Raw genomic sequence first — 25,501 nt, forward strand, 5'->3', positions numbered from 1 at the left:
CCCCTTCACTTATTTTTTTAGTTCTTCTAAAATTTGTTTCTTTGTATCCTCTACACCAATTCCAGTTAGGAAAGAACGTGCATTGATTACAGGAAAAGGATATTCTTTCTTCGTCATTGCTGTCGTTACTAGCAAATCGGCGGTGTCTACATATGAACCTACTTCAGCAATTTTTATTTGAACTAATTCAATATTTAAATTATTTTCTTTTGCCATTTCTTCAATTGCACTATTGACTACCGTTGATGTAGCAATCCCTGCACCACATGCCACCAATACTTTTCTCTTATCTGCCATGTTATTCACCTCCTTTAAGCGTGAACCCTAGTTCTTCTTCTAGGAATCGTTTTATATTTTGTTTATCTTTCTGATTAGCTAAATACGTTAATTGTTCTTCATTTTGAAAGACCTGCATCAGCTGTTGTAATAGGACAAGCTGCGCGTGGGTTTCATCCATAGCTAGCAAGAAGATAATTTTTACGGGAGTCGTCGAATCCAAATCTCCCATTATGCCAAATTCAACTGGTTTCTTTAAAATTGCGACACTAATTGATTTTTTAATGACATGCTCGATATCGGTATGCGGTATTGCCACAGATACGCCTTGAGTTGGTAAGCCTGTTGGAAACGCTGCTTCCCGGTTAATTAGCGCATCTTTAAATGACTCCGTGACAAATCCTTTTTCTGCCATCGTTGCTGCCATGTTCTCAAGTGCTTCTTGATTACTTGTCACATCAAGGTCTACTTGAATAATTGATTGATCATAATATAGCTCTGTCATATCTGCACCTCAGTCCCTGTTGTTATTCAAATGAGTAATCTTGAATCAATTGCTTCATTTTGTCTTTTGATTCTATTTGCATCAATGTTTTCATTGCATCCTTCGATTGAGCAAGCCTCATTAACTGCAGTAATGCTTTTAAATGTTTTTGTTTATCCATCGCAGCAATTACAACCATAATGTGAATACGATACTCCTTTCCATAATCAACACCTTCCTTTATATGCAGCAGGCTCATTGATGTCTCCCTAACACCGTCCTCAGGTGCTGCATGTGGGATAGCAAGATGATTCCCAATGACAATATAAGGATCCTGTTCTTTTTGATTCAACATTGCTTCCAAATAAGATCTAGCAATCTTGTTATTTACAAGTAAAGGTTTTGCTGTCAATTTAACTGCTTCATTCCAGGAAGTAACTGTATGCACCATTCGAATATGATCTAATGGCAAAAAATCACTTAGCACCATCATGGAAGAAGGAGGTTCTTCCGTATAAATGGATTCTGCCTCATCACGATGCATATAACGATATAATCGCTTTGCTAATTGTTGTTTATCATGAATTGTCGTATGTTCTTTAATAATCTGCAGCATTTCATCCATTTCGATTTTCGAAGGAAAATAGCCATGTAATTCTAATGACACCTGTTTCTTTAAGCGAATTTTTTCATCACGATGCAAGACACTACTCACCGTAAAAAGCTTTTTATTTGTTTCTAAAGGGATTGGCGAGAACACAAGATCATAATCATACGGATAAACCTTGAATTCTCGTACAGATAATGAATCTAAGAATACAAATTCAGGAAATAAATCTTTCAAATCACGATACATCAGCCTTGATACCGATACACCATTTGGACAAACAACAATGGCTTTGATTTTCTTCTGAATACTGTCCCCCTGCTTCGTTAACCAACCACCAATTAACATCGTTAAATAGACCGTTTCACTTTCGGGAATATCCTTGCCAATTAAAAACGCTAACGGTTCGATTGCCTGTTCTACTAGGTGATGAAGCACAGAAAATTCCTTGCTTAATCCGTGCTGTACATGATTGATTTCCGTTAGTTCGTATTTAATTCTGTAATACGCTGGTTTGACATGTAATAATAGCTTTTGCAGTAATTGCACACGGTCTTGAATGACAACTACAGATTTCTTCTCAAAACGCGTCACCATTTCATCAAGTGCTTCATATAAATCAGGAATCGTATCTTCCATCAATAACTCAGACCAGTACACATTTATCGTTAATAAATGCAAGGTAATAAACAGCCGCTCTACCATAGGAATATGGGGGTGATCAAAAAGAATTTCTTCTGTCGCCAGATATTCTTTCGTATTTGAGAGCTCATCGTAAGTAATATAGAAAGAATCAATCACATGTCCCTTGTTAATTCGGTATAAAACAAGTAATAAGATATAAGGCATCGATGCTAGCTTCTCATCCGTAAATTTCAGATTAAGCTTCTTTTCTATATTCTCGATTCGTTTTATAGTCTCTGTTACCGCTCCTGCTTGCATATGAGCCAAATGCCGTACAAGCTTCTCTCCATCGTTCATATCAAGTATGACCGTTGTTATGTGAATGAGTAGTTTTCGAGTATAGAATTCATTGCCTTCTAATAGGTAACCATACTTCCGACTATAGCGAATGGTTAATTGAAATGGTTCAACCAATTGCTGTGCTTTCTTTATATCATTTAGGACAGTATTTTTACTTACTTGTAATTCACTTGAAAAATGGTAGAGCGATAAGTCATTATTACTGATAAGCATAAACACGATCATGTACACACGTTCTGATTCGGAGAGAATCCGGTTTGGCTTCGCTCCCTCCTGATCATGAAGCAAGGCTGTATAAACATTCTGATCTAGAATAAAGTAACCTTGCCTTGTACGATTAATTGGCGGGAGACCTTGATTATCCAGCCATTGATTGATCTTTTGAATCCTGTAACTTAATTGTCTTCTCGTCAGCTTATACGTATGTGCAACCTCTTTGCTATTCATGCTAGGATTATTTAATAATGCTTCAAAGATCGTGTTACTCCGATCATCAAGTTTCATGATTTCCCCTCTTTCACATTCATTGTATCAGCCAATACCACAATAATGTACGCGATTTCATCATAAATGTTTGAACGACGAATGTACGATATTGGGATCGACACAAACAGCTTGTATCTCTCTTTATTCCTATTCCTATATAACACGAAATAAAGATAATAATAAAATTTTCTAAAACTGATGTAGCAAAGAAATTTGAAGTTCCCCATAGAATTTCGGGCAAAAAAATACCGCTAACCCGTCAATTAAGACGGATTAGCGATTCTATTTCAACAATTTGCGAACATGAATTTGCGATAGGTAATCAGGTATGGCTTCTGGGTCAATCTGACCTGTCTGGGCTTGCAATGCATTTAAGACACCCATTGTTAAACCAAATTGAATTAGTTCCACTGCTGATAATTGCCGCTGATGACCAACGGCAAAACCAGCCAAGACACTATCCCCAGAACCAACTGGATTTTTAGCATGGATATTAGGAATAGATGCTCGATAAATAACTGCTTCATGTTTTATAACAGCTCCATCTTTTCCTAGTGTTACGACTACCCAAGGGATATCAGAAAGAAGGGTTCGATGAGATAAAATGTCAACAATGGCTTCCACGCTGTTTGAGGTCATTTCCATCGCCTCGGCAAATTCCTGCTGATTTGGTTTAATTAAATATGGCTTCGCATCACCTTTTACAATTTCCATCAATAGCGATGCCTTCGTATCTAAAAAAACAGGAACCTTTTGTTGATTTGCCAAGCTAATAATTTGTTGATAAAAGGATACCGTTAAACCTTTTGGAAGGCTGCCTGAAATCGTCAATCTAGTAACTTTCCCCAATAAATTCTGCAGCTTTTGAAGAAATTGCTCTGATTCATCCTTGGTAATGATTGGGCCATTCTCTAGGATCTCTGTCTGTTTGCCATCATGTAAAACAGCGATGCAGTTTCTTGTCTCTCCTTGAATGGATACAAAATCATGAGCAATCTGTTGCTGCGATAATTCATCTACTATAAACTCTCCTAATCTTCCACCTAGAAAACCAGTTGCTGTGACTTGCTCTTGTAATTGATCAATAACTCTGGTGACATTAAGCCCTTTGCCACCAGCAGTCTTAGACACATGGGCAGCCCGATTCACATCATTTACTTGTAACGCTGATAATTGGTACTGCATATCTACCGAAGGATTTAACGTAACCGTAAGAATCATCGATACCACCTCCTCCATACATCTGTTATGCTTTCCCAGCACTCATACATATGGCTATTTTTTCGACAACTGCATCTTTCATTTTTGCTTTTGCAGGTGCCATGTACTTACGTGGGTCTGTTTCATCTGGATAATTAATCAAATGCTCTCTTAACCCTTGAGAAAACGGGATTTTCAACTCTGTTGAAATATTGACCTTTGCACATCCCAGCGAAATACATTTTTGTACATCTTGCTTCGATATCCCTGATGCCCCATGCAGTACAATCGGTATCGATATTAGATTCTTGATTTTTGTTAATCTATCAAAATCTAAATGAGGTTCTGTTTCGTATAAACCATGTCCCGTCCCAATTGCAACAGCTAAGGAATCTACCCCGGTCCGTTCCACAAATTCAACAACAGTATCTGGATCTGTGTATGCCGCATCTTTTGCTGCAACGACCATATCATCTTCTTGCCCCACTAATTTCCCCAACTCTGCTTCTACCGTAGCGTTATACGTATGCGCTTTATCGGCAACTAATTTTGATATAGCAATGTTTTCATCAAACGTTTGTTTAGATCCATCAATCATCACGGATTTCGTACCGAGTTCAAGTGATGCTGCAATCGATTCATAGGTTTCATGATGATCCAGATGCAATGCAATAGGGATCTCATGTTGCTTTGCAGCCACTTCTGCTATTGCTTGAATATAAGCACGCCCTGCATAGTTCATCGTTCCAGGAGTAGCCGCCAATATAACCGGTGATCGTTGTTCAGCCGCAGCTTCTACGACGGTTTGAATCGTTTCGAGATTATGAATATTAAAAGCTGGAACAGCATAGCCTTCTTTCCTTGCATTTTCTAGCATTTCTTTTGTATTTTGCAAGCAGGTCATAATTTTATACCTCCGTATTTTATTTGGTCAAATTGCTAAATACCCTCTGAATGATTTCCTGTTCGTTCTTTGAATTCAAAAGCTTTAATACTCGCTTTCCCCTCTTGTATAACGTTCGAGACAAATGCTTTGACTGGAAGTTCTCTTTGAAACAAAGCACTAAGCAGCATCGGAGGATTTGTTCCACCAATTACATGCATGTATTCCCTTGTTATTGCTAATTGCGAGCTTACATTAAATGGGGTGCCTCCAGCTAAATCTGCAAAACAAACAACACCGTCTCCTTCATCTACTTTTTCAATTGCCTTAAGCAATGAGTCTTTTAACTTGTCTTGATCTTGCACAAAAGGGACAACCTCCAGACTCTCTACTTCTCCAGCAATTAGTTTAACGGATTGGTACAAACCAGTAGGGTATTTCCCATGACCTGTTAGAACAATACCAATCATGTCATTCACCTTCCTTTTTCTTACAATTTCATTTTAATGTACGGAACGATTCGTTGCGCTTTTGTCCTAAGTGAAGAAAGTATTAAATTTGATGGTTGGATAAAACGCTTCTGATGAGAAAATTGTGTCTAGCTACGAACGCAAAATACTAGAAGATTTCACGTCGTGTCTTACGATAAATCATCATCGATTTGCTAACGCCCATCGAGATTCCTTTATCTATGGTACGCCGCTCCAATTTCTAAATTTTTAAACAGGCGCTCTGCACTTTTCTTACTACATAATTCCAAAATAAGATCCAATCAAGCCTACTATTACGGTTATTCCTATTAACAAAATTGGCGAACGGCCTTTTTTTAATAACCAATAAATAAGCAGGGTATATATTAAAGGAAGCATAGCTGGCATGATCTGGTCTAAGATGTCCGTTTGAACATTTAATTCAGACTCTCCTTGTTTCCATGTATAATCAATTTTAAAAGTTACATAGGTGGCAATCAGCCCACCTACTACTGTTAACCCAACGATTGAGGCGGCCCGTGAAACATGTTTCGTGCCTTCCTTTAACTTGCCGATTGCCTTAACCCCAGTACGATAACCGTAACGCATTAATCCGAATCGAACTCCGAAATGAATAATATTAAACATGATCAAAAAGATAAACGGTCCGAGAATATTGCCCTCCACTGCCAAAGAGGCACCTATACTTGCTGTAATTGGCAATAATGTTAAATAAAACAAAGCATCACCAATACCACCTAAGGGTCCCATTGTTGCTACTTTAATGCCACGTATTGCTTCCCTATCCTCTTTCTTTTGCTCCATAGCTAGAATAATTCCCATAATAAACGTTACGAGAAAAGGATGTGTGTTGAAGAATTCCAAATGATCCTTCATTGATTTGCTTAAATCTTTTTTATTCTTATGAATAACCCTCAGTCCAGGCAAAATAGAGTATAGCCATCCAGCGGCTTGCATTCGCTCGTAATTAAATGAGGCTTGTAACAATAACGACCTCCATGCAAGACTTCGTATTTGTTTGGGCGGTAAGTCCTGTGCAGAAGTTGTATCCTCGTATTGATAATGATTAGATGCCATCCGTTATCTCCCCCTCTTCAGGTGTAGGGCCTTGCTTATGTTTGTTTTGATAATAGTCGTACAATGCGATGGCTAAACCAATTAAAGCAATCGCTAATATTGGGAGCTCAAGATAGGCAGCAAGAATGAACCCAACAATAAAGAACATGATATATTCGACCTTCATCATAATCCTTAGCAGCATTGCAAAACCTATTGCTGGCATGATTCCTCCTGCAACTGATAATCCATCAATAATCCATTGTGGAACGGTTTCTACAAAAGCAGCCGCTTTTTCAGCACCAAAGTAAATAGGCAAAAAGGCAATAACTGCATTAAAAATAAACAAGATTACTAGACCAAGATAATTAATTCTTTCAATCCCTTTTCCATTTGCCTCCAACGCAAATTGATCGGCCTTATGCATGACTGGTGCAAAAACGGTGAAGAATAATGTAATCAATCCCTGTACAGCAACAGCAAATGGGATGGCTACACCAACAGCAACATTCGGATCTTGCCCAGCTATAATTCCGAATGCGGTTCCAATAACTCCACCAATAACGACATTAGGAGGTTGCGCCCCAGCAAGCGGGACCATCCCCATCCAAATTAGTTCTAATGTACCGCCGACGATTAATCCTGTAGTAACATCTCCAAGAATCAAACCAACAACCAGACCAGTGACAACTGGACGATGAATATGTGTCAAACCATTATATAAATCTATTCCAATAATCCCTGCCCATAAAGCTATTAAAATAGCCTCCAGTAACATCCTTCACTCCTCCTTTTAAACATAGATTTGTAGGAAACACTTCAATTAAAGAAGATCCATGATATTTTGGCCTTTTTCATTCGGAACTCCCCGTAAGTCCATACTTACTCCTAATTGTTCGAGTTTTTTAAATGCACTTATATCAGCTTCATCTACAGAGACAGTAGAAGATATTTGCTTTTTCCCTTCTTCATAATGCATATTACCCACATTGATTTGTTCCAAGGGAACGCCACCTTCTTTTAATGCCAGAGCATCATGAACATCTTTAACAACCAAGAATATTTTCTGTTTAGGCGATGCTTTATGAATAACATCGATTGTTTTTTGTAATGAAAAATATCGTGCTTGTATGACATCTGGAAGTACCATATCCATTAGACTTTGCTGAACCTCATCTCCAGCAGCTTTATCATTCGCTACAACGACTAAATTTGCCCCTAAGTGATTTACCCATGTTACGCCTACCTGCCCATGTATTAATCGATTATCAATTCGTGTTAATAATATATTTGGTCCTGTCATATGATTCATCCTTTCTTTTAATTCTTCAAACATGTAAGTGCTATCATAATTAGTTATTTAGAGACTGCCCATAGTCCCTAAATGTTGCGGTACTCATAAATAGTAACCCCCTTAACCACTCGATTCACTTTTCCATCAGGACTTGGATTGTCCGGTGTAATTCCAAGTTGGATCGACTTCTTCAAAGCAAGGATTTGAGCGAAGATGATATAAAGAAAGGCCAAATAAAAGTCATTTCCAAGTGACTCTCCCTCTCCATTGACTGAAAGGGCCCAATCTGCCAGCTCCACTACTTCTGAATCTTTACTTTCCGTTAGTACGACCACCTTGCTGTTCTCCTGTGACAATTCCTTTAATATATCCAAATCATACTGTCTGGTATATGGATCTTGAGACATGAATAGAACAACGAGTGTCTGATCATTTAAGATTGATTTAGGTCCATGACGGAACCCTAAGGAGGATTCATGTACGGCAACAACTTTACCCGCCGATAACTCTAGCATTTTCAAAGCTGCCTCATGCGATAATTGACTTAATATCCCAGATCCCAAATATACAATTCGCTCCATATTCATATGAATAATTTCATCAACGATATCTGCTAAAGTGCTGATTAATCTTTCTGCATACGCAATGATTTTTGTAACTGAATTTCCAGTAAAAGGACTCGTGGTGAATGCCCCATAACCAACGATCATCATACTTGTAAAACTACTTGTCATCGCAAAGCCTTGATCATGTGCTTGTTCTGGTGTCTGTAGAATAAGGCTATTTTCATCATGCCTTGCATTCTCTGTTAACTCCCCATCTGGATTACAAGTGATAATAACTTGATAGAAATCCTTAATGATATTGCTAGCCAAATTGACTGCAGCTACACTCTCAGGACTATTTCCGGATCTTCCGAAAGAAACTAGAATAGTAGGTATTTCCTCAAATAGATAATCGGCAGGATTAGATACCATATCTGTTGTTGCAATCGCTTCAAATTGTATGTTCGCTTGATTCTCTTTTTGTAATACTGGCGCGAGTATATCACCCGCAAACGCTGAAGTACCTGCACCAGTAAAGACAACCCTTAATCGAGCATGCTTCGTGTAAATAGCTGAAAGAAATGCATGAATGTCATCCTTCCATTGGAATACGTTTTCTACTGCTTCTTTCCAAACATTTGGCTGTTGAGAAATCTCACGGGTTGTAAATCCAGCCATTTCATCTGCTAATTCTTTTTCTGATAGCTTAAACATCTTATTTCCTCCTCAACTGGTTATGTTGTCATAACCAGTATTGATAATTGAAAACCCTATTAAGAATGGAATGGCTTCCTAATAGAGTTTGTTTTACGTCAATTCCACTGTGTAATCAAATTTATCTCCTCTTGCTACACTTACAGTATATTCAATTAACTGCTCATTATGATAGGCGAATCTCCTGATTAACATTGCTGGCTGTTGAGCAGTTACTTCTAAGTATCCAGCCTCTGTTTCTCGTAAACTCGTTGCCGAAAACTTCTCTAATGCACGGGTAACAACAACCTGATAATCCCTAGAAAACACATCATACATTGGTGCCCTCATCAATTGTTCCTTGGTTAAATAAGGAAAAATTTTCTTTGGCAAATAGGATGTCTCATACATTAAAGCTTCATCATCTGCTAATCGTAAGCGAACCACTTGATATACTTCATCGAGGGGTTGTACATTCATTTTTTCAGCTAAGCGATCTTCAACCGCAATTTCTTTAAAGGACAAAACGCGTGTTGAAGGTGTTTTTCCTAGCTTTCTCATCTCTTCAGTAAAGCTATAAAGCTTTACTAGATGTTGATTGAACGTGGATGCAGAAACAAATGTCCCTTTACCATGTAATTTATAAATATAGCCCTCTCTCTCTAACTCTTGCAGTGCTTGCCTAACAGTGATCCTACTCAAATTATACATAGCGCATAGTTCGCGTTCTGATGGCAATTTCTCATGCTCTTGATATGTTTGCTCATCTATTTGTTTGATAAGGTTTTCCATCAATTGTAAGTATAAAGGTACCTTGCTTAACTTATCCAATTAGAGCGATATCCTCCTTCCAAAAGTGGTTATTACCAGTTCATTTTAGTATATAGCAGTTCAATGCATATGTAAAGGTCCCAACCAATAAAAGGAGTTTATTGCCTTAAAAGGAGGAATGAAAAAATCAGGAACTAACGCACGCTTTTTCTTATAACTAGTTTCGTAGAAATAAAGATCTTCTTTGCAATTTTCCTGCCTTCTAACCGTTCCATTAATGTATCTACTGCCGTTTCTCCCATCACTTCTGTATATACTTTAACAGTACTTAAGGAGGGAAACACATATTTCGCGACAGACATATCGTTCAATCCAATAACACTTACCCGTTCAGGAACAGCAATATTTGCCTCATGCAATGCTCGTAAGCTGCCAATTGCCATCACATCACTGCTAGCAAAAAAGGCGGTAGGCAAATGATCTCCTAATTGGTTAATGGCTTGCTTCATCAGGCGGTATCCTTCATCAACAGAAAAAGAACTAACAAAGATATAGTTACAATCGAACATGGCCTTTTCTTTCATATACGTTATAAATGTTTTCTCTCGTAGGTCCGTACGTGCTACCTCCTCCCCTTTTAATTGTTCTCTACCACCAATAAGCCCAATGGATTCATGACCTGTATTCAAGAAATAATCAATAACCGTTTTGGTTGCTTTCTCAAAATCAATGATAATCGCATCATATTTATCTTCATCAGGGCTATCATCTACAAAAACCACATGAGGGCTCACAGTGGTTAATTCATTTACTTGGGTTGCACTGAATTTTCCTACGGCAATAATCCCGTCTACCTCTTCATTGGATATTTCATCTATGTTATCAAGGAAATATACATCGGATTGAATATTTAGTGCTTTACATCGTTCTTCTATTCCTAATCGTATGGATAAATAATACAAGTCACTTAATTCCTCTTTTTCTGTATACCAATGAACGATTGCAATTTGCTTACTACTATTCCGCTTTGTTGCCTTTTTCCGATAAGATAAATCTTCAGCCGCTTCGAATATTTTCTTTTTTGTTTCATCTGATACGGATAAACTTGCATCATAATTAAGTACACGAGAAACCGTTGCAGGAGAAACTCCAGCTTGATTCGCGATGTCTTTGATTGTTGCCACACCATCACTCCTAGACTACTTACTTCAAATCTATCATTATTTTACCATTTTTCTAACAGTATCGTCTGTTTAAGTCATAGAAAAAAGGCAGAATAACTGCCTTTTATAAGCCATATGAGGCTTCCTCCCATAATTAATCAATTGTTGCTTGGGTTCGATGCTTCTGATGAAAATAATCCATCTCAATCACTTTTCCTTTTTCGAGGCGTGAAGCCTCTGCTGCAAAGGCTATTAAATGACTTTCCAAAGATAATACTGCCGATGATTTACTTGTACTTTCCTTTCCATTAAACTGGCGAACCTCTTGTAAGAACTCCCTTACTACTCCTTCATCACCGCCAGCGTGGCCACTGTTCGGATTAGGGAGATGGATGACTGTTTCTTGTTTTGTTAAGAAATCATAAACAGAAATCTGATTTTCATCCATTTTTCCTCTGATTTCTCCTTTTGTTCCCATAATCTGTACGATTCTAGTCTGCTCCCTAGTGAACGCAGACATACTGAATGTTGCTGTTGCACCGTTAGCAAATTCTAAATTAACGACTTGATGATCAACCACATTATTATTTGATTGATAGACACATTTACCATATGATGTCGTTTCCAATGCATGAATAATGCCCTCACGTGTATGATCGGTTGTAAATTTCTTGGCCCAATTTCTTCCTTCTCCTAAGTAATACTTCCCGGCATGAAATGGACATTGGTATTCTACTGGACATCCGTCCAAACAACGAAGCGGGGCTCCTTCCGGTTTATTCCCTTCATGAAAATACAGGAGAGAACCAAAAGAACTAACTCGCTTACATGATTCGTCCATCAAATACATGATAATATCCATATCATGGCAGGATTTTTGCAGAATCATCGGGCTTGATGTGTCACTATTATTCCAATTTCCCCTCACAAAACTGTGCGACATATGCATAATTTCTACATTTTCATTTAACTGAATGGAAGCAATATCACCAATCGTACCATTGTGGATGATCTGCTTAATCCTTGACCAAAAATCGGTATATCGCAGCACGTGGCAGATGGAAAGAAGCCGTTGATACTTCTTCGCCTGCTCAGTCATCTGCACACATTCTTCAGCATTTGGAGACATCGGCTTTTCTAACAATACATGATACCCTTTTTCTAACGCCTTCATCGTCGGATAAAAATGCTGCCGATCCAAAGTACAAATAAAAGCCACTTCTGCATCCATATTTTCACTTAACAACACTTCCCACGAGGAAAAACAGGATGCCACTTCAATTTGATGTGACGAAGCGATTTCTGCTCTTTTAACAGGATCCTTCTCCGCCACCGCAACAAACTCCAGTTCATGGGGAAAGTTTTTCGCATACGGGGCATATGCCCTTGCTCCACGATCACCTGCACCAATCAACACCGCTTTTATCTTTCGCAATAATCATCGCTCCTTTCTTGAATACTAGCCTTTTCGACCAGATAAGGCAATTCCTTCCACGAAAGCCTTTTGGAAGAACATGAAGATAATAATTAATGGCCATGAAGCTAAGAAGGTACCAGCCATAAGTACGGGGTAATTCGTACTGTACTGCCCTTGTAATGATGCTAGCCCTGCTGATAACGGCATCTTATCCGGTGAACTATTAACGATCAACGGCCACAAAAAATCATTCCATGACCAAATAATTGTAAATATTGCTAAAGCAATTAACCCTGGTTTCGCAAGTGGCAGCATGATACGCCAATAGATTTGAAAATGATTACAACCGTCTATTTTGGCAGCTTCTTCTAATTCATCCGGCATGGTCATAAAAAATTGCCTCAATAAGAACGTTCCAAATGCACTGAATAATCCCGGCAAGATTAACGCTGTTAACGTATTAAGTAATTCGAGATTAGCAATAATTTGATATTGCGGTATTAAAAATGCTTGTGGCGGAATCATTAACACCGATAAATACAAGATAAAGAAAAAATTCCTTCCGGGAAATTTAATTCTTGCAAATGCATATGCCGCTAACGAACATAAGAACAATTGGCCAATCGTCTTTATTACAGTGGTAAAAAAGGTATTCCAATAAAATTCCGCAAAGGGAAAGGATGAGAATACTTCTTTATAATTACTCCATTGGAATACTTCAGGAAATATCTTAGGTGGTATTTGCGCTGCCTCACCTACTGTCTTTAAGGAAGTTAGTACCATCCACAGAAATGGTCCAACCATTACAATAGAACCGATGATGAGCAGGGCGTGAATCACCACTTTTCGTGTATTACTTATATTCTCCATCTTACCATTTTCCCCCTATTCATAGTGCACCCACCGTTTCTGTAACCTGAACTGTAGAATGGTTAACACGAGAATAACTAAGAATAATACAAAAGCGATGGCTGCAGCTATTCCTTTTTCTCCAATAACAAATGCATAATGATAGAACAAATAGATCACCGATTGCGCACTATCAATTGCCGGGTTTGTCGGACTTACCATCATAAAGATAAAGTCAAAAACCTGAAATGCCGAAATAAATGAAATAACAGCAACAAAGAAAATGGTTGGTGATAATAATGGTAGTGTAATCTTAAAAAAAGAATAAGTTGGTCCTGCTCCATCTAGTGACGCTGCCTCATATAGTGACTTTGGAATCCCTTGTAGTCCAGACAGCAAAATAACCATATTTGTTCCTATTGCTCCCCATGTACCTACGATAATAATTGAGATAAGCACCCAATTAGGATCTGTTAGCCAATCTGGTCCTGGAATGGAGAACCAACCAAGAATGTGATTAATAATTCCATAATCGGCATTGTATAACCATTTCCATATCATTCCAATTGCGGCTGGCATCGTTACCACAGGAAGGAAGAAAAGAGTCCGGTAAAACGTTAGGCCCTTGATCTTCTGGTTTAACAGTACTGCAACAATAATCGAAATCGCTATACTGATTGGTACCATTACAAATGCGTAAATTAATGTATTTCTAAAAGAATCCCAAATCTCAGGATTGGCGAACATCTCTTCATAGTTTTCCAACCCTGACCATGAATAACTGCCAAAATCTCCCCAATCATTAAAGCTATAAAAGAAAGTTTGGAAGACGGGAAAGATATAAAAGATTAATAGCCCCAATAAAGTTGGTGCAATAAACAAATAACCCCAATACATATCATTTTTTCTAAGTGTTGATTTTTGCTTTTTGATATCCACCTATGATCACTCCATTAATTTGAGCCACTTATCTATTCTTCTTCGAGTACTTTTTCCATTTCTTTATCAATCACTTCACTCGCTTCCTCTACTGTCATTTGACCAGACCAGGCTTTTGCTAAATTATCTTGAATGATGCTTGACCATTTATCCGTATCTTTGGATACGGGGTACGGTTCAGCAACTTCTGCCATGTCTAAAAATGCTTGCAAGTTAAAATTAGGCGTTGATTTCAGCCAAGCATCCTGCGTTCCTTCATAAGCTGGAATGATACCCGATTCTGCTTGCATAGTTGCTGCTTTCTCCGAACTTAAGAATTTCACAAATTCCCATGCAGCTGCCTTGTTTGCCGAATTTTTCGCTATTACATTACCTAAACCATGGATAACATTAGCTCGTTTTTTCATTTCTGGAAGAAGTGCTACATCAACATTCGCATTTGTATACTCATTTGCTTTAAACTGTGGAATCATATACGATGCCTGAAATAGCATTGCAACTTTACCTGACTCAAACATACTAGCCGCTTCCGTTGTTTCCATCTGCGCATGTGTTGGAGATACTTCATGCTTGTGTATAAGATCATGGTATTTCTGCAATCCTTCTATTGTATTTGGATCATCAAATCCCGATTCCTTTTTATCTTCTGAAATAACGTAACCGTTATTTGCCAATATCGTATTGAAATAGGAAGCCTGTGCATCCTGAATATATGCTGCAACCCCATAAATATCCTTATCTGGATTAGTCAGTTTTTTGGAAGCATCTACTAAGTCTTCCCACTTCCATGTTTCATCTGGATAAGATACACCAGCCTTATCAAATAGCTCTTTATTATACCAAAGACCAACAGTATCATAATCTTTTGGCAGCGCATAGGTTGTCTTTTCGTATTGATATAAGCCTAATAGCCCTTCTGGATAAGGTGATAAATCTAAGTTATCCTCTTCGATATACTCATTGATAGGCTCCAGCATGTCGTTGGATGCATATTTCACAAAGTTTGGTCCATTCATCCAAAACACATCGGGCAAACCTCCTCCAGTAGCAGCGGCATCTAATTTTGTAAAGTATTGATCATAGGGCGTAAGTTCTAACTTTACATGAATGTTTGGATATTCTTGATTAAATTCTTGAACGATACCTTTTAACATATCTTCTTGGTTTTTATCCCAATACGCATACGTGATCGTTGAATCTCCATCAGCAGTTGCATCTTCTTCCTGTGAACATGCGGATACAGCTATTAGGAAACCTAGAAGGATGATGATCCCCCATACTCTTCTCATATATTTCCCCTCCAACAATTGTGTTTATTATCCACAAATGAATGATTATCTTAACAACTTCCTATCAAGCCTGCCCCTATCACACCAGAATCATCTTTTAATTGGCTGAGTTGAATACGTTCTTCTGCTCCCTCCTGTTCTGGAATGAGTCGCTTTCGTAATTCTGATTTTACTAAATCTAGTAAAATGGGATTATGGTTGATGACACCTCCACCTAATACAATTAAGTGTGGGTCTAGTAAACTTATAACAATATACATTCCTTGAGCAATTGCATCTACGATGGAAATCATAATCCGTTTTGCATTTAAATCACCTTTTTGATAAACCTGAAAAAAATCATGAGTAGATTGAATTTGCTTCCCTAACATTTGCCTAGCAATTCGTTCGATAGCTGGACCAGAAGCCACTTGTTCCAGTGAAGAATCGTCACCGAAGATATTTCGAATTGGATACATTCCCATCTCACCAGCAAAACCTTTCCCTCGAAGAAAAATGCCATTATGTATAATGGAACAGGCAATCCCAGTACTGATTGTAATATATACGAAGGTTGATTCTTTCTGTAACATAGCTTGCTCCCATTCTGCATAGGCAGCCATATACACATCATTTTCGATACTTATCTTAGAAATCGGAAACATTTCTTGTAAACGTGCTACAATTGGGAAATTATCCCAAGGCAAATTATTTTGATATACAGCCAATCCCTCTTCTCGATCGACTTTACCAGGAACACCTACTCCCATTCCTCCAACTTTGTATAATGGGATCTCTGCTTCTTCTATCATTCCATGGATACACGTGACAACTTGCTGAAACATCACCTCTTTATCATTGGTTATACTATTCACTTTACTTCTATGAACAATAGCACCTCGTTCATCCAAAATTACCGCAGCAATTTTTGTACCTCCAATATCCACCCCAATGGAGTAACTCAAACTTGTCACCTCATGTCTGCATCCAAATGTCTATTTAGTAAATTTATTAATAAATGTTTACTAATTATTTTTAATAGTAGCATATCCGATTTTTATTGTCTATAATTTTTAGAAAATTATCTATATATAAATAAAGAATAAAGTAAATTAGACTCCCTGCATATACGAATTTATTCGAATACAATTGTTCGGTTTTTAAGTAGTAATTACAATTGAATGGAAGACATGAAAAAAGCCTATCTATGTTTTCAACCACAGATAGGCTAGCTCTTTTCTAATCATATAGTAGAAAATTCACCCCTTCACAGATCCAGCCAATAATCCTCTTACAAAGTATTTTCCTAAGAAAATATATACGAGTAATGTTGGTAAGGCTGCAATCAAAGCACCTGCCATTTGTACATTCCACTGAACGATTTGGCTCCCAGACAAATTCTGTAAAGCAACCATAATCGGCTGTTGATCAGAAGTTGTAATGGTGACTGCAAATAGGAATTCATTCCAAATATTTGTAAATTGCCAAATGGCCACAACGACAAATCCTGTAATTGATAAAGGTATCATGATATGACGAAATATTCCCAGAAAACTTGCTCCATCTATTTTAGCTGCTTCAATCATTTGATCTGGTATATTGGCGTAAAAATTTCGGAACATCAATGTTGTAATTGGAAGTCCATAAACGACGTGGACAAGAATTAAACCGGGAATGGTATTATATAATTCAATTGTACGTAAAAATTGAATTAATGGAATTAAGATACTTTGATAAGGGATAAACATACCAAATAATATAACCGTAAATAAGGTATCTGCACCTTTGAACTTCCATTTTGATAACACATATCCATTCATGCCCCCTAACAAAGCAGATAGTATTGTCGCTGGTATAACCAAATAAATACTATTCATAAAGTTTGGAGCTAAATTAGCAAACGCTTCTGTATACGAACTGAAATCAATCGACGACGGCAAGGCCCACATTTGATCAAGGGAAACTTCATCTAATGGCTTTAGACTCGTCACAATAATGACATAGACTGGCATTAAAAAGACAATTGCTAATACAACTAAGATAAGATATTTAAACACTTTTCCAAGGTTAACAGCAGTCATTTACTGATCCCCCTTTCGACTGTTCCACAAATAAGGAACAATAAATACTGCTACTAATAAGAGCATAATAATCGCTATTGCCGCTCCATTCGCATAATAATTACCTCTAAATGTGGTTTCAAACATATACACCCCAGGAACATCCGTCACAAAGTTAGCACCTGGACCTGTCATTGCATAAATCAAATCAAAAATCTTTAAAGAAATATGTGCCATTATAATCACGACACTCATCGTAATTGGCAGCAACATGGGAAGTACGATCTTCCGATAAATTTGAAATTCGCTTGCTCCATCCATCCTTGCCGCTTCTCGTAATTCATCCGGAATTCCACGTAACCCTGCTAAATACATTGCTAAAGAAAAACCTGTCATTTGCCAAACAGCAGCAATAACGACTGCAATAATGGCTACTGGCAAACCAAATTCAATACTTCCCCATTCAAATCCCGCCAGTATATTTGTGTCCGTATACCATTTAGGCTGAATACCAAACACCTTTAAGAATTGGTTAAATCCAGTAGAAGGATTTAACAGCCATTGCCAAACAACCCCTGTTACAACAAAAGATAGCGCCATTGGAAATAGAAAGATATTGCGAAAGATCGATTCCCCTTTTAATTTTTGATCAATTAAAATTGCAATCCCTATTCCGAGTACAATAACAAGCCCAATAAATAAAACCGTGAAGAATAAGGTATTCCGTAAATCCGCTTGAAAGCGAAAATCGTTAAATAAATAAAGGTAATTTTTTAATCCAGCAAAGGAAAAGTCGGGAACGAGTGAATTATAATTACTTACCGATACGTATCCCGTCCAGCCAATAAATCCGTAAACAAAGATGAAAATTAAAATCAACGATGGAATCAAAAATGCAATAGCCGTCCATTGATCCTTGGAAAATCGTTTGCGTTTTCCGTTTATCGTATTTGCCATATAACCCCCTCCTTTTCAACTAATTTAAATAGGAAGAGACTGCCTGAAATGGGCAGCCTCATTATCTGCTTGGATTTTTGCTGGTTACTCAAGCCCAGCATTATCCAAAGCCTGAATTAAATTATCCACATTTCGTTGGGTAACAAAGATATTGACTGCTTGGTTTGCTTTTGTAAGAAATCCTTCGGATGCTGCTGAACCATGAGCAAGGCTAGGAACTAATCTGGAACTTTGGAATGCATCCATCGCATCCTTTCCGTATTGGTCATATTTTTCGGGATCTGCATCTACACGTGCCGGAATCGATCCTTTCAAAGGATTAAATGTATCCTGGCCTTCTACAGATCCTAACACGGTTAAGAATTCCTTTACTTCTTCTGGATTTTCTACGCCTTTTGGTAATCCGAACGTATCGGTAATGACTGCAAAGTCTCCTTCTGTATCAGGGAAGGCAAAATAACCAAAATCCTCATTTGTTTCCAATTCCAGATCATTGGCAAAATAGCCTTTTGCCCAGTCACCCATATTAATCATTGCTGCTTCCCCGTTTGCAACCAATTGTGCCGAATCCTGCCAGTTACGTGAAGCATGATCTTCATTTACATAATCTAGTATCTTAGCAAATTTTTCTGCTGCTTGAACGACCCGTTCATCATCAAAGCTAATTTCTCCATTAAATAACTTCACGTAATCATCTGGGCCAAGCTCACCTAGTAATACATTTTCAAATATTTGTGTAGCAGGCCATGATTCTTTATCTCCTAACGCCATTGGTACAACCCCTGCTTCTTGAAGCTGATCCGCTACTGCAAAATACTCGTCCAATGTCGTTGGTACTGCTATGTTGTTTTCCTCAAATACTTGCTTGTTATAAAAAATTACATTCCCACGATGAATATTTACAGGAACAGAGTAAATATCGTCATCCTTACTAACTAACTCAATTAACTCTTCTGGGAATTTATCCATCCATTCGTTTTCTTCATATAGGTCATTTAACGGCTCCATCTTATCTGCAGCAACCCAACTTTTATTTAACTCCTCCCCACCATGGACTTGAAACGTCGATGGCGGATCATTTCCTTGCATTCTTGTTGCTAACACTGCTTTGGCATTCGTTCCTGCTCCGCCTGCTACCGCAGCGTTTTCAACAGTTATATCTGGGTGTTTTTCTTCAAATAAATCAATTAATGCAAGTAAACCATCCTCTTCGCCCGCACCTGTCCACCAGCTAAATATTTCTACTTCCCCAGTAGATTCTGCCTCATTACTAGATGATTCATTTTCAGATTCTCCCGACGAATTTTCACTACATGCCGTAATGAACATGATAACTGCCATAAATGCGAACATCCCGTATAGCTTCCTCACGTTATATTTTCCCCCTTCGGTATGTTTTTGATAACGCTTCCATAACCATTATAAAACGCTATCAATGAGAGCTGGCGTACATTTTCTGCACTATCTTACGTTTTTCTTCACTTTCTTAAGATGGCTTGTTGATACTGCTTAGGTGATTGATTAACATGCTTCTTAAATACCCTGCTAAAGTAATTTGGATCTTTATAGCCAATCATGAAACTTATTTCTTTTAAGGAATAATTATTCGTTTCTATTAATTCTTTTGCTTTTTGTAAGCGAATCTGTGTTAGATAATCAATAAATGTTGATCCAACACCTGCTCGAAATAGATTAGAGAAATAATTTGGGCTAAGATTCACTTCTGCCGCAACCTGTTCTAATGTTAAGTTCTCATGAAAATGTTCATTCATAAATGTTTTTGCTAGATGGATCGAACGTTTGGAAGCAAAATAATCACGCATTTGCATACAGCACAGATGCAAATAGGAATACCAATCCTGACTGGACTGTAAAGAAGTCACTAATGTCTTTGGTTTTTCCACACCGTGACGAGCAAATAGCTGTATTAATTGAATATAAAGTTCTTCTTTATCCATTCCGGTAAGTTCTGATTCATGATTCTTAAAAAATACGATCACTTCTTCTTGTTTTCCTTGTTCTACTAAAATACAAATAGTGTTAATCTTTTCATCTGTTTGTTTGTCTTTGATTTTCCCCTGATAGAATCCATAATTCCGATTTCGGTCCGCGAATAAGTCGATACAAGCACGATATGCATTCTGATAAGAATGAGCTAGTTGGTCCATGTTTGCTGTCGGATTACCAATCCCAATATAACTTGCTTCTCCTAATTCAAGATGAACTTTTCTTGCGAGAACTAATAGATCCGATTTGATTAATTTATTTACTGAAAAAATACAGCCAACAATTACTTGTTCACTCGGAATTGATTTAAAGATACACGCTTTACTGCTGAGCACTGTTTTCAGTTGATACTCATAATCTTCTAGATTATGATCACCAGTCGCTTTGATTACAAAAAAACAGGCAGTTTCCATATCTGGGAACAATTGACCTTTTAGTTCTTTTATTCCTCTCGAATCTGATTGGTGCATTAATCGATCCAATAACTGTTCTTTTCGTAATACCTGAGACTGCAAATCGGATTGTTGTTCTTGATGGATTTCCTTGGAAACACGTAATAGTGTCTTCACTATTTCCTGCCTTCTTCCAGGCTTTAAAATATAATCCTTAATGCCAAATCGCATCGCTTCTTTCGCATATTCAAAAGAGTCATAGGCTGAAACCAAGATGAATTTTATTCGCTTATGCTTTGCTGAAATTTGCTCTATGGCTTCAAGTCCATTCACACCTGGCATACGAATATCCATAAACATAATATCTGGTTCTAATTGTTCTGCGAGTTCGACCGCCTTTCTTCCATTCATTGCTTCTCCTACCACTTCCATATCAACGAATGTTTCTTCAATAAACTTGCGCATGGCTTTCCTTTCTACCAACTCATCTTCAGCTATAATAATTCGCATCTTCATCCTCCTTCCCATCTTTGGGCAAAAGTAATCGAATTGTTGTTCCTTTCCCCGGTTCCGTATCGATTTCTGCAACATTCATTTGTTGATAGCATAGTTGGAGTCGGCGAATGACATTGGATAAACCGATTCCTGTAGAATGTCCTACATGGTTGATCGCTTTATTGGTTGTTGTAATGTAGCTTTGTGCATCATCTGGGTCCATGCCAATCCCGTCATCAGCTACTTCTGTAACTACCCATTTCTCGGATTCGTAGATGGTCAGCGTGATAGTTCCCCCTTCTTCTTTCCCTTCAATTCCATGAATAAATGCATTTTCAACTAATGGCTGCAGTGTCAGTCTTGGAACATCTATATCTAAACATGCTTCATCCACAAACCATTGAAACTGAATTCGTTCTGAAAACCGGACTTTTTGTATATGAAAATAGTCAGCAACTACATCTACTTCTTCGCGAAGCGATACATTCTTATCAATGTGCCCGAGACTATGTCTTAGAAGCGCAGCAGTTGCATCAATGAGCTTTGATGTAGATGCAGCATCTTCTAAATAGGCCATTTTCGATACCGTATTTAACGTGTTAAACAAAAAATGAGGATTAATTTGATTTTGCAGATGTTTTATTTCCATTTCATTCACAAGTCGATCCAATTCTGATTGGTCTTTCATATCAGACACAAGCTGATGAATATCCAAACGCATTTTATGAAACGTATCCCCTAATAATTTCAGTTCATTATTTGCCTTAATATTAATCGGTGCGCCTACTAATTCTCCTGTCGAAACTTCTTTCGCTGCATCAGACAATTGTTGAATCGGCATCGTAATTCCTTTGGAAAACCAGATAGCAAAGAAAACGGCAAGTAATATCGTTGATAAAGACAAAAAAAGAATAAATAAAAAGAAATTCTGATTCCGTTCTTGCATGTCCTGATAAAATAGTTGATAGTCTGTTAGATCCCTATCTATTAATTCCAAAGTCGCTGCCTGAATATAGTTAGAAGCTGCACGTGTTTCCTCTAAATGCTTCGTATACTGTTCCATATCATCTTTAATTACAAAACCCATGGTTAACTCACTCTCGTAAATAAACGTTTCAATAATATGACGATAATTTTTTAACTCAATCGTGTTATCTTCATTAAATATTGCTAGCAATCGATCTTTTTGATTCTCCAATCCATTCTTCAGTTGGAAGTAGGACGTATCTTGTGCCGTATTTGAATTGTTAACATACAGTTTAAGTTCAGAATACAAGCTTTCTGTTTGTTGAGAGATAGTATTCAAGATTAAAAACCGCTCAAATCGTTTATTGTAAATAGAAGATAATTGATTAGAGCTGACATAAATAGATATAGCAGTAATTTGAAACAAAATAATAAACACACACGAATATACGATCAATTTCCCACGAATTGTCCTCATTTCCAATCACCACTTAGCTTTTCTAAGTTACCCTTCGTAATAATTGACGTATCGATAAATTTTTCATTTTTTAATAGATCCTTGTTTTGTAGCGTAATCAACGTATCGATAGATGTACGTCCCATTTGCTTCGGATATTGACTAATTGTTGCATCAATATCGCCTTGTTTTATGTATTCAACTGTCTCTGGTAAAATATCAAAGGAAGTTATGTAGAGTTCTTTTTCTGGTGCGACCTCCTGCATCCCCTGAACAATGCCAATTCCATCTAGCGCACTCATTCCAACCAATGCTGTAATGGAAGGATGTTGTTTATAGATTTCATATGCTGCTTGTGCAGCACCAATCTTGGTAATCTGTGATTCCTTAATATCAGCAATTTCAATGCGTGGTGCATTTTTTATTTCTTCCTTAAATCCAGCAAGACGCTCCTTTTGGTTAATAGCATCTAATCTCCCCATAACAATACCTACACGTTGTTCTCCTTGTGTATGTTGTATAATTGTCTGCGCAGCTAATTGACCGGCATAATAATTATCCGTTCCTACATATGCCTTACGCTCACTACTTTTCACATCTGTATCAATCGTAATTACTGGTATATTTCGTTCAATTGCCTTATGAACAAGATCGACGAACCTATTTCCTTCTATCCCTTGAATAATAATTCCATCAACCTTAGCTGCAATCATACGATCGAATAACACCAACAACTGATCATTATCTGCCTTTTTCGGTGCAACATACTCTAAATATATCTCCTTTTCTCTAGCTGCCTTTTTTGCTCCATCCTCAATTAATCGCCAATACGCGTTTTCAGTTTCCTCCGCTATTAAAGCAAAATGATAGCGATAATTATCAGCTGCGTTATTATTGTTTTCTTCAATATAAAAAGTTTTATAGCCAAAATAGAGCATCACGCTACAACTTACAATGAATAAAATTGTAGCTAATAAAAAAATGAGTCGTTTTCGATAAACATTCATTTTATACACCTTCTTGAAAGCGTTTTATTTATTTTAGCATAGAATACATTCCCTACGAATGGTATCCATCCTATCGGTAGTAGCCACATTTAAAATACCCTAAAAAAATCCAAACTAATTTCCGAATATAATTATACAAAAATTAGTTTGGATATTTATGATCTATATTACGTTTGTACCCAAAGAAACCTAGGGAAAATAGGAATATCAAGCGAATGCTTCGTACATATACTCTTCTATCATTAGCTAGCTGTTCGCTTACGTAAGTCGGCTTCGATCTCTTCTAGACTACGCCCGCGTGTTTCAGGTAAGAATTTAATAACAAAGATAAGCGCGACAACGCCAATAACTGCAAAGATTAGAAATACTTGCCCAACACCTAAAGCTTCTGCCAACATTGGGAAAAACTGGGCAACTAGTAAACTTCCAATCGATAAAGCCAATGCAGCAATTCCTGTTGCAGCACCACGTGCGCGCATTGGGAATAATTCTGGAAGCATTACCCATAACACTGGTCCCCAAGTAAATGCGAAGAAGATTATAAATAAAGATAGGCAAGCGACGATGATCCACGCACCCAAGTTCGAATCTAAGCCAAGTGTCCAAATCAGTACGGCCATTATTACCAATGAAGCAACCATTCCGATATTACCAGTAATTAATAATTTTTTTCTATCAATTTTATCAATGATCATAATTGCAACAATTGTCATTAATACGTTAACCGAACCGATCCCCACTGTCCCTAGTATAGCTGTTACATCTCCTAAACCTGCTTGACTAAAAATCGTTGGTGCATAATAAATAATCGCATTGATGCCAATAATCTGTTGCAATAATGCAAATGTACAACCAATGATTAACGTTGGACGCAGCCAGGAGGAAGCTAGCACTTTCCATGTTCCTTCAGAAATACGATTTATCTCATGCATTTCATCGATTTCTTTATCGATTTCCCCTGATTTTCTTGTTAATTTCATTACACGTCTAGCAGCTGATTCACTACGGTGTTCCAGCAACCACCTTGGACTTTCTGGCATAAATAAGACACCGATCATTAATATTAATGAAGGTACGACAGCTAATCCCACCATCCAACGCCAGCCTTCTATTTCTGCAAAGGCATAGTTGACCAAATAGGAAGAAAGAATACCAATCGTAATCATTAACTGATTTAACGAACTTAATGAGCCTCGTGATTCTGTCGGAGCCATTTCTGATAAATATACAGGGACAATGGCAGTTGATCCACCTACTGCTAGTCCAATAATAAGCCTTCCGACTACAAGTGCTTCCATATTAGGTGCAAAGGCAAGCACTAATGAACCAATGATAAAAATAATAGAAATCATAAACACGAGCCGCCTACGTCCAAATTTATCTGATAACGGTCCGCTAAATCCAGATCCAAATATCGCACCGAATAACATTGAGCTAACTACTAACCCTTCCGTAAAGCTCGTTAATGGAATATCATTTTTAATGAATAGCAATGCTCCCGATATAACTCCCATATCATATCCATATAAGAGTCCACCTAAAGCACCGAAAAAGAAGATCATTTTCTTGTTTAGTATTTTACCCTTCATGTCATACAACCCTTCCTTTTCATATAAATTAGCAATCGTTAGCGCTTGCAAAAAACGTTTATAAACTATATCCCACTTTTGCAATCTTCCCAAACATCTTAATTAATTAAATTAATTATCTAAATGAAACAATATCATAGACGTTATAGAATGAAAAGATTTAAT

24 protein-coding genes are annotated in these 25,501 nt (G+C 37.5%); all 24 read right to left on the reverse strand.

Annotated elements, in window-relative coordinates:
* Positions 1-9: 9 nt before the first annotated feature.
* Positions 10-297, reverse strand: coding sequence for a PTS sugar transporter subunit IIB (locus JKP73_RS03995; RefSeq protein WP_021289665.1), 288 nt, complete (start codon positions 295-297; stop codon positions 10-12).
* 1 nt (position 298) lies between these two features.
* Positions 299-781 (reverse strand): PTS sugar transporter subunit IIA, encoded by a 483-nt coding sequence (locus tag JKP73_RS04000; protein WP_021289666.1) that lies wholly within the window; start codon positions 779-781, stop codon positions 299-301.
* A 22-nt stretch (positions 782-803) separates the two neighbouring features.
* Positions 804-2,855 (reverse strand): BglG family transcription antiterminator, encoded by a 2,052-nt coding sequence (locus JKP73_RS04005; protein WP_038242429.1) that lies wholly within the window; start codon positions 2,853-2,855, stop codon positions 804-806.
* A 264-nt stretch (positions 2,856-3,119) separates the two neighbouring features.
* Complete coding sequence (locus tag JKP73_RS04010) at positions 3,120-4,058, reverse strand: hexose kinase (protein WP_038242426.1); 939 nt, start codon at positions 4,056-4,058, stop codon at positions 3,120-3,122.
* A 25-nt stretch (positions 4,059-4,083) separates the two neighbouring features.
* Entirely contained in the window at positions 4,084-4,941 is an 858-nt protein-coding gene (gene gatY, locus JKP73_RS04015) for a tagatose-bisphosphate aldolase subunit GatY (RefSeq protein ID WP_160806779.1), read from the reverse strand.
* 35 nt (positions 4,942-4,976) lie between these two features.
* The gene (locus tag JKP73_RS04020; protein ID WP_160806780.1) at positions 4,977-5,390 is read right to left on the reverse strand and encodes a PTS sugar transporter subunit IIA; all 414 of its coding nucleotides are present in this window, start codon (positions 5,388-5,390) and stop codon (positions 4,977-4,979) included.
* A 276-nt stretch (positions 5,391-5,666) separates the two neighbouring features.
* Positions 5,667-6,488, reverse strand: coding sequence for a PTS system mannose/fructose/sorbose family transporter subunit IID (locus JKP73_RS04025; protein ID WP_038242419.1), 822 nt, complete (start codon positions 6,486-6,488; stop codon positions 5,667-5,669).
* Positions 6,478-7,245, reverse strand: a complete 768-nt coding sequence (agaW, locus tag JKP73_RS04030; RefSeq protein WP_021289672.1) for a PTS N-acetylgalactosamine transporter subunit IIC — start codon at positions 7,243-7,245, stop codon at positions 6,478-6,480. The genes JKP73_RS04025 and agaW overlap by 11 nt, the downstream gene beginning before the upstream one ends.
* A gap of 45 nt (positions 7,246-7,290) precedes the next feature.
* On the reverse strand, positions 7,291-7,803 hold the full coding sequence (agaV, locus tag JKP73_RS04035; RefSeq protein WP_234447052.1) for a PTS N-acetylgalactosamine transporter subunit IIB: 513 nt from the start codon (positions 7,801-7,803) through the stop codon (positions 7,291-7,293).
* Positions 7,804-7,847: 44 nt separating this feature from the next.
* Complete coding sequence (locus tag JKP73_RS04040; RefSeq protein ID WP_160806781.1) at positions 7,848-9,020, reverse strand: SIS domain-containing protein; 1,173 nt, start codon at positions 9,018-9,020, stop codon at positions 7,848-7,850.
* Positions 9,021-9,113: 93 nt separating this feature from the next.
* Positions 9,114-9,830: a GntR family transcriptional regulator gene (locus JKP73_RS04045; protein WP_021289675.1), complete on the reverse strand. Its 717-nt coding sequence runs from the start codon at positions 9,828-9,830 to the stop codon at positions 9,114-9,116.
* A 134-nt stretch (positions 9,831-9,964) separates the two neighbouring features.
* Positions 9,965-10,954, reverse strand: a complete 990-nt coding sequence (locus tag JKP73_RS04050; protein WP_021289676.1) for a LacI family DNA-binding transcriptional regulator — start codon at positions 10,952-10,954, stop codon at positions 9,965-9,967.
* A 133-nt stretch (positions 10,955-11,087) separates the two neighbouring features.
* The gene (locus tag JKP73_RS04055; RefSeq protein WP_200410942.1) at positions 11,088-12,368 is read right to left on the reverse strand and encodes a Gfo/Idh/MocA family protein; all 1,281 of its coding nucleotides are present in this window, start codon (positions 12,366-12,368) and stop codon (positions 11,088-11,090) included.
* 24 nt (positions 12,369-12,392) lie between these two features.
* On the reverse strand, positions 12,393-13,220 hold the full coding sequence (locus tag JKP73_RS04060) for a carbohydrate ABC transporter permease (protein WP_021289678.1): 828 nt from the start codon (positions 13,218-13,220) through the stop codon (positions 12,393-12,395).
* Positions 13,221-13,235: 15 nt separating this feature from the next.
* Positions 13,236-14,096: a carbohydrate ABC transporter permease gene (locus JKP73_RS04065; RefSeq protein ID WP_081674672.1), complete on the reverse strand. Its 861-nt coding sequence runs from the start codon at positions 14,094-14,096 to the stop codon at positions 13,236-13,238.
* 74 nt (positions 14,097-14,170) lie between these two features.
* Entirely contained in the window at positions 14,171-15,427 is a 1,257-nt protein-coding gene (locus tag JKP73_RS04070; RefSeq protein WP_200410943.1) for an ABC transporter substrate-binding protein, read from the reverse strand.
* Positions 15,428-15,477: 50 nt separating this feature from the next.
* Positions 15,478-16,371, reverse strand: a complete 894-nt coding sequence (locus JKP73_RS04075; RefSeq protein ID WP_021289681.1) for an ROK family protein — start codon at positions 16,369-16,371, stop codon at positions 15,478-15,480.
* A 294-nt stretch (positions 16,372-16,665) separates the two neighbouring features.
* Positions 16,666-17,418 carry a carbohydrate ABC transporter permease gene (locus JKP73_RS04080; RefSeq protein ID WP_369759833.1) on the reverse strand — a complete coding sequence of 251 codons (753 nt, stop codon included), beginning with the start codon at positions 17,416-17,418 and terminating at the stop codon, positions 16,666-16,668.
* 69 nt (positions 17,419-17,487) lie between these two features.
* Complete coding sequence (locus JKP73_RS04085) at positions 17,488-18,423, reverse strand: carbohydrate ABC transporter permease (protein WP_021289683.1); 936 nt, start codon at positions 18,421-18,423, stop codon at positions 17,488-17,490.
* Positions 18,424-18,507: 84 nt separating this feature from the next.
* Entirely contained in the window at positions 18,508-19,776 is a 1,269-nt protein-coding gene (locus tag JKP73_RS04090; protein ID WP_021289684.1) for an ABC transporter substrate-binding protein, read from the reverse strand.
* 125 nt (positions 19,777-19,901) lie between these two features.
* Entirely contained in the window at positions 19,902-21,332 is a 1,431-nt protein-coding gene (locus tag JKP73_RS04095; RefSeq protein WP_021289685.1) for a response regulator transcription factor, read from the reverse strand.
* Positions 21,313-22,761 (reverse strand): sensor histidine kinase, encoded by a 1,449-nt coding sequence (locus JKP73_RS04100; RefSeq protein WP_021289686.1) that lies wholly within the window; start codon positions 22,759-22,761, stop codon positions 21,313-21,315. Before JKP73_RS04100 ends, JKP73_RS04095 begins: the two co-directional genes overlap by 20 nt.
* Positions 22,758-23,747 (reverse strand): sugar-binding protein, encoded by a 990-nt coding sequence (locus tag JKP73_RS04105; RefSeq protein ID WP_160806783.1) that lies wholly within the window; start codon positions 23,745-23,747, stop codon positions 22,758-22,760. Before JKP73_RS04105 ends, JKP73_RS04100 begins: the two co-directional genes overlap by 4 nt.
* Positions 23,748-23,989: 242 nt before the next feature.
* Positions 23,990-25,336 carry a glucose transporter GlcP gene (gene glcP / locus JKP73_RS04110; protein ID WP_038244820.1) on the reverse strand — a complete coding sequence of 449 codons (1,347 nt, stop codon included), beginning with the start codon at positions 25,334-25,336 and terminating at the stop codon, positions 23,990-23,992.
* Between the last annotated feature and the right edge of the window lie 165 nt (positions 25,337-25,501).

Origin of the sequence: Virgibacillus salexigens, from assembly GCF_014905415.1 — a bacterium.
In the GTDB taxonomy this organism is placed as follows: Bacteria; Bacillota; Bacilli; order Bacillales; family Amphibacillaceae; genus Virgibacillus; species Virgibacillus salexigens.